Origin of the sequence: Bradyrhizobium sp. (assembly GCF_049581145.1) — a bacterium.
In the GTDB taxonomy this organism is placed as follows: domain Bacteria; phylum Pseudomonadota; class Alphaproteobacteria; order Rhizobiales; family Xanthobacteraceae; genus Bradyrhizobium.
Genome location: NZ_JBAURI010000173.1, coordinates 1 through 5814, shown reverse-complemented (window position 1 = coordinate 5814; position 5814 = coordinate 1). Strand labels below are relative to the sequence as shown.

At 60.9% G+C, this 5814-nt stretch carries 4 protein-coding genes and 1 pseudogene; 3 read left to right on the top strand and 2 right to left on the bottom strand.

Annotated features, from left to right (window positions below):
• Nucleotides 1-340: pseudogene (locus WCB02_RS05700) on the top strand (ABC transporter substrate-binding protein); the annotation flags it as partial.
• Between the two features lie 140 nt (nucleotides 341-480).
• Here WCB02_RS05700 and WCB02_RS05695 read toward each other — a convergent pair.
• Nucleotides 481-3336 (bottom strand): ATP-binding protein, encoded by a 2856-nt coding sequence (locus WCB02_RS05695; protein ID WP_423956864.1) that lies wholly within the window; start codon nucleotides 3334-3336, stop codon nucleotides 481-483.
• 523 nt (nucleotides 3337-3859) lie between these two features.
• Between WCB02_RS05695 and WCB02_RS05690 the strand changes: the two genes are divergently transcribed.
• Complete coding sequence (locus WCB02_RS05690) at nucleotides 3860-4039, top strand: hypothetical protein (protein WP_423956863.1); 180 nt, start codon at nucleotides 3860-3862, stop codon at nucleotides 4037-4039.
• A 167-nt stretch (nucleotides 4040-4206) separates the two neighbouring features.
• On the opposite strand, the gene WCB02_RS05685 is transcribed toward WCB02_RS05690, so the two are convergent.
• Complete coding sequence (locus WCB02_RS05685; RefSeq protein ID WP_423956862.1) at nucleotides 4207-5259, bottom strand: NAD(P)-dependent alcohol dehydrogenase; 1053 nt, start codon at nucleotides 5257-5259, stop codon at nucleotides 4207-4209.
• A gap of 241 nt (nucleotides 5260-5500) precedes the next feature.
• Between WCB02_RS05685 and WCB02_RS05680 the strand changes: the two genes are divergently transcribed.
• Nucleotides 5501-5814, top strand: a 314-nt coding sequence (locus tag WCB02_RS05680; RefSeq protein WP_423956861.1) for a 4-oxalocrotonate tautomerase, incomplete at its 3' end; no start/stop codon positions are given.

The window sequence follows — 5814 nt, the reverse complement described above, 5'->3', positions numbered from 1 at the left end:
TTGGAAGGACGATCCGGGTCTGAAAAAATATCTTGTCTTTATGAAGAAGTACTATTCCGAAGGCGATACAAATTCGCTGTTTAACACATACGGTTATGCCGCCGCTCAGCTTTTGATCTATACGCTGCAAAAGTGTGGCAACGAGTTGACGCGCGAAAATGTGATGAAGCAGGCCACTTCACTCAAGGACGTCGTGCTCGATCTCACGCTACCTGGGATCAAGTTGAGCACTTCATCGTCTGACTATCGTGTCAACAAGCAGTTGCAGATGGAGAAGTTTAACGGCGAGCGATGGGAGCTGTTCGGTCCGATACTTGAGGACACCGCGACCGCGGGCTGACGCCATCTTCAAGCAGCAATCGCTTGGCGCTCGACCGACTCTGTCCAAACTCGTCGTCGACTGGCTCCTGCGCGACTTGAAGTTTCCGGTGTGCCCACCGGGGCAACCTTCAGCGACTGGGTCGGTGCAATTTCCGACCTTCAACGACAGCCTTCGGTCGCACGCAGCAATGCGTTGGCGCGTACGAGGACAGGCGCAGCAAAACCTTCGGTGAAGCGCCGGCAGATCGGCGAGAGAAGCGCGTAAGCCTCCGCCTGCCGGCCTTGTGGCTGCCAGAGTTCCGCCAAACTAACTGCCGCGTTCAGTTCCCAGTACAGTGCCTGCTGCCGATGCGCCAGATGAATAGCACGTAATAATAGTTGCTCCGGGACCAGGTGATCGTCCGGATTGCGGTTGGCGATCAAGCTACCGTGTATGCGCAGCAGTTCCGGCACGAACATATAGTCCATTTGCTCGGCGTGACGCAGTGCCAATTCTGCTTCCGCGAGACCTTCGTCCAGGTTGCCCGCCGCGGCCAGGGTCTCTGCGAAGGCACCGTGGAAGAATGAAGCGAACAGCTGATAGCCGGTCGCCTTCAACTGGGCGAAGCTGGGCCGCAGCACTGCGAGGCCAGCACGAGGATCTCCACGCATAGCCAGGAGGCGGCCTTTCGCGCACATGGCGATGGCACGGTAAGTGTCGAGCGCGTAGCGATTGGCGTGCTCGAGCAGCGCCGCGATGTATTGCTCCGCGGTATCGAAGGCACCGATCCCGGGGAAGTGCAGGCTTGCGGGCCAAGCCATCGCCATACTAGTGGCAATGGGATGGTCGACTTGCCGCGCCTCCTCGATCGCACGCTCGCCCACTCGGATTGCTGCATCCATCGAGCCGCGCGAGAAGAGACAGACGGATAAATGCCCGATGGCCGAGGCACGGGGGTCAATGCCGAGCCGCGCCAGCTCACGGTAGCGCCGCTCGATAGGATAATTGAGGATGGTCCGCTCCAGCAACTCCGCGGCCTCAACGTATTCTCCGAGGTAGGTCAAGGCGGTGCCCATAAATAGATCGGCCATGGTCGTTGCCGCCGGGTCGGCATCGCTGCGAGCTAGTTCGGCATAGCGTCGGCCAAGCGCCAAAGTCCCGCGCAACGGCATCGAGCGTATGTTGAACAGCCAAAGTCCATAAACCGCGCGTTGCTGGTATTCGATGTTGCCCCGAGCCTCGGCTATCGCGAGCGCCTGTGTTAAGTCGGCGTGGGCGGCCGGGGTCATGCCTTGGGAGAACAACACAGCCAGCGCGCGACCACTGCGCAACACCATCTCTTGCTCGCTATTGTCGATGCCGTTGAACTGCGCCAGCGCCTTGCTCGTCCAATCGCAGCATTCGGCCAGCAGCGACGCAGCCAGCCAGAATTTCACCGCAGCGGCGGCCAGGGCAGCGCCCAGCACGAGGTCGCCCGATGCGGAAAAGGTCCAATTCAACGCGGCGCGCAGGTTGTCGACCTCGCGGGCGAATCGCGGCAACTCGTCGCCGCCTTCCGGACTAGCATCGGGATCGAAGGTCGCGAAGAAGTCCCGGAAGTGTTCTGCATGACGGCGCGCGGTCAGCGTGTAGTCGCCGCTGCTGCTGAGCTTTTCCAGCGCATAGGCACGAGTCGTCTCCAGCAGGCGCCAACGGCTCGGGCTCGCCTTCCCGCCCAATATCGCAAAGGATTTGTCTACGAGGCTCGCAACGCCTTCGGCCACCTCCCCGGACGGGAGATCGAGGTCCTTCATGACCGCAATCGCGCCGTTGAGCTTGAAGCCGGAAGGGAAGATCGAGACGCGCCGGAGCAGCCGCCGCTCGGACTCGGTCAGCAGGTCGTAACTCCAATCGATCGTGGCCCGTAGCGTCCGGTGTCTCGGCAGCGCGCGACGGCGTCCGTTCAAAAGCCCCAGGCGATCACCCAGCCGTTCGGCAACCTCGTGCAGGCCAAGCGTCGCACTTCGCGCGGCTGCGAATTCGATGGCCAGCGGAATCCCGTCGAGCTGGCGACAGATCGCAACGATAGAGGATAGATGCTGGTCCTGGGGATAAAACTGGGAATCGAGCGCGCCGATCCTTGCAAGCAGGAGACGAGCAGCGCCGTAAGAGAGGACGTCGCCCAGGGAGGGCCGGTCTTCAGGCGGGACATCGAGCGGTGGGACACGCGACACATATTCACCGTCGATGCTCAGCACCTCCCGGCTCGTCGCCAAAATGGAGAGCAACGGGCATTTTCGAAGCAGCGTCTGGCAAATATCGGCGACAGCGTCAATAACGTGCTCACAATTGTCGATGATTAGAAACGTCCTGCTCGAACCGATCGATTTGGCGATGAGTTCAGGCGAGATGCTTTCGTCTCCGATTTTCAAGCCAAGGCTGTTCGCCACCACGATCGGCACCAGGCTCGGATCGGACAGCGATGCGAGCTCGATGAAGAAGCCGCCACCATCGAATTGCGGCAGAATCGCGCGGGCAATGTCCAGAGCCAGCACGGTCTTGCCGATGCCGCCGGGTCCCGTCAGCGTGACCATCCGGTAAGCAGACAGATAGTCCTTCAACTGCCGGGTGACATCTTCCCGTCCGATCAGCACCGGGGCCGCAGCCGGGAAGTTGCTCCGGGCATCGGTTGCTCCCGTGTCCAGGTGGATGACGCCGTCCGGGGAGTTTCCGTGATGGATCGTCCAGGTCCCGAGCAGGCGGTAGCCTCGACCGGCCTCGGTCTTCAATATTTCCCGGTCACCCCCCAAAGCGCGGCGTACCGCCGTCATCTGGGCGTGCAGAGTATTTTCCTCGACCAGAATTCCCGGCCAGACGCGATCGATGATGTCGTATTTATTGACCAGTTCGCCGCCCGCCTGCACGAGCACCTCGAGTATCTCGAAGGCGCGACTGCCCACGGGCGCAACAATCCCTCCCCGGCGCAACTCACGCCGGAAAAGGTCGATTTCCAAATCGCCAGACTCATAAACCGGGGGACGAATTTGGGTCGGCATCCCAGGGACTCAATTTGGATGCAGATTAATTGCAGATGCGCTCCCACAAATCGAGTATGACGACCGACTTCGACAGCACTTGAAGACCGGATCGCCACAGCGTGGACATTGGTACCTTCTGCCGATGCCTCGCCGAAGCATTCTCAAGCTGAAAGAATGTTCCGCGACATGGCGGATCGCTAACACACTGATGTCACAATATTTTATGGAACGATCGTCTGTCGCCGGCTGTGTTCTTTGATACCCGTCTAGCGTTTGAGTAAAATTATCGCTATTTAAACGAGTTTTATCCGCGGCGCGCCGGAGCGCGTTCAACCGTATCGATCCGTTCACGAGCGCGCGAGCAGACTATGACAGCGTTGACGCGCCCGATAATCGGCGCGGCTAAGGATAATATTTTCGACGAACCGTGAGGTTTAACCAGCCCCGATCATCAAACCGTCCAACAACTCCCGTGCTTCACGCATCTCCGGGGTTGCAAAGCCTTCCGTGAACCGGCTGAACGTCGAGACGAGCACGTTTCGTGCTTCTTTGGGTTGTTCTGATCGGCAAGCGCCGGGCGAGAGACGTCGCGGCCCGCAATTTCCAGAACAGCGCGCCTTGCTCGCGGGCCACGATCAGCGCCTGCTCGAAGCAGGCGCGAATTCAGGGCGCGTATCCTGGCGAGCAGGAGCTGGTCGGCGCTGTGGGCGAGAACGTGTAGCGCCCCGTGGAGCCCTTCTGATAGAGGCGCCAATGATCAGCGGCACCATCCGCTCTCATGCCGCGTCGCTCAATACCAAACGGTCCATTACACCCAAGGTGGCCTCCTCAAAAGCAGCCTTGAGTCTGATTTGCTCCCAAAAAGGCAATCCTTAGAGTCCACATCACTTAAAACATCAGCACGGCTCTACCGGTAAGGCTGCCGTCGCGCAGACGCTCCAGCGTCGCTTCGATCTGATCGAAGCGGATCGGGCTGATCTTGTGCTGAATCTTGCCGGCGGCGGCGAGCGCCATCACCTCGCTCAGATCGGTGTGGTTGCCCCAGTTCGACCCGTAGAAGGTCTGCTCCCGGTTGATCCTCGGGAACAGCGGGACATCGATGCGGTCGCCGAGCAACCCGACGTCGACATAATGGCCGCTGATGCCGAGAAGGCCGAAGCCGAACTGCATCATCTCCGGCGTGCCGACGCAATCGAGAATGGCGTCGAGGTCCCTTTGGCCGGTCAGCCTCTCCAGCTCCGTTGCAACCTCAGGCGTCAACCCGCGCTGCACGCTGACGATGTGATCGGCGCCGTAGCCTTTGGCCAGCGCAAGCCTGTCCGCGTCGCGATCGAAGGCAACGATCTTGACGCCGCCGCCGAGCAGCTTGGCATACTGCACGGCGTATCCGCCGAGCCCGCCCATGCCGAACACGCCGAGCGCGCGGTCCGGGCCGAGCGCGCCGGCATTGCGCAGCTTCTTGATGCCGCGGTAGGGCGTCAGGCCCGCATCCGTGAGCGGCGCCAATTGTTCGAACGGCAGATCCGGCCGCACCTTGATCAGGTAGCGCGCAGGCACCGGCAGATACTCCGCGTAGCCGCCATGCGGCCCGAAACCGGGATAGCGCACGTTGGGGCAGAGCTGCGTATTGCCGATCCGGCACTGACGGCAGGTACCGTCGCCCCAGCCGGGCACGACGACGACGTGGTCGCCTTCCTTGAAGCCGGCGGATGAGGCGTCCTTGCCGATCGCCGACACCACGCCGGTGATCTCATGGCCGGGCGTGATCGGCGTCGGGATCTCGAAATATTTCAGGAAGTAACCGTCGATCAGTTCCGCATCAGTGCGGCACACGCCGCATGCGATGACCTTGACCAGGATTTCGTCCCGCTGGATCTCGGGTATGGGTACGTCCTCGAGAACAAGGGGCTTGCGGAATTCACGTATTCGCGCAGCTTTCATCTTCATCTCCTTCGCCAGCCAACAGCGTCAGCGGTCGGCGCATTCCGTGATCCAGACGGCTATCCCTACTGCGTGGCGGCCGCACGGTCACATCAAGGGATGTAAAAGGACTAAAACCCCCGGCGCGCGATCGCCTCGATCGGCCCGCTGCAAGGTTTTATCGCGATTTACAGCGCGTCCCGGCGAGATCGCACTAGAATTTCCGCCGAACCTTGCGCTTGAGCGATAAAAGGAGAATTGCATGCCCAAGATGTTCATTCACGCGCCCCGTGGCGTCTTCAGCGCTGAAGCCCGCGCGCGCGTCGCCGCCGAACTGACGGCGCTCGGCATGGCGTGTGAACGCCTTGCCGACACGCCTGCGATCCGATCCGGGGTTTGGGTCATCTTCACCGAGCACGAACCCGATACGGTGTTCAGCGCCGGACAAGTCGCGTCACATCCGATCATCGCGCTGCTGGTCAACGCGATCAAGGGAGGCCTCGACGATCCCGCCAGGAAGCGGATGATCGAGGAAGGCACGGCCATCCTCGGCAAGCACGCGACCATCGACAAAGG

Bases quoted from the DNA above. Each gene is read 5' to 3' on its own strand.
- WCB02_RS05695 (WP_423956864.1), bottom strand. From the start codon at position 3,336: ATGCCGACCCAAATTCGTCCCCCGGTTTATGAGTCTGGCGATTTGGAA.
- WCB02_RS05685 (WP_423956862.1), bottom strand. From the start codon at position 5,259: ATGAAAGCTGCGCGAATACGTGAATTCCGCAAGCCCCTTGTTCTCGAG.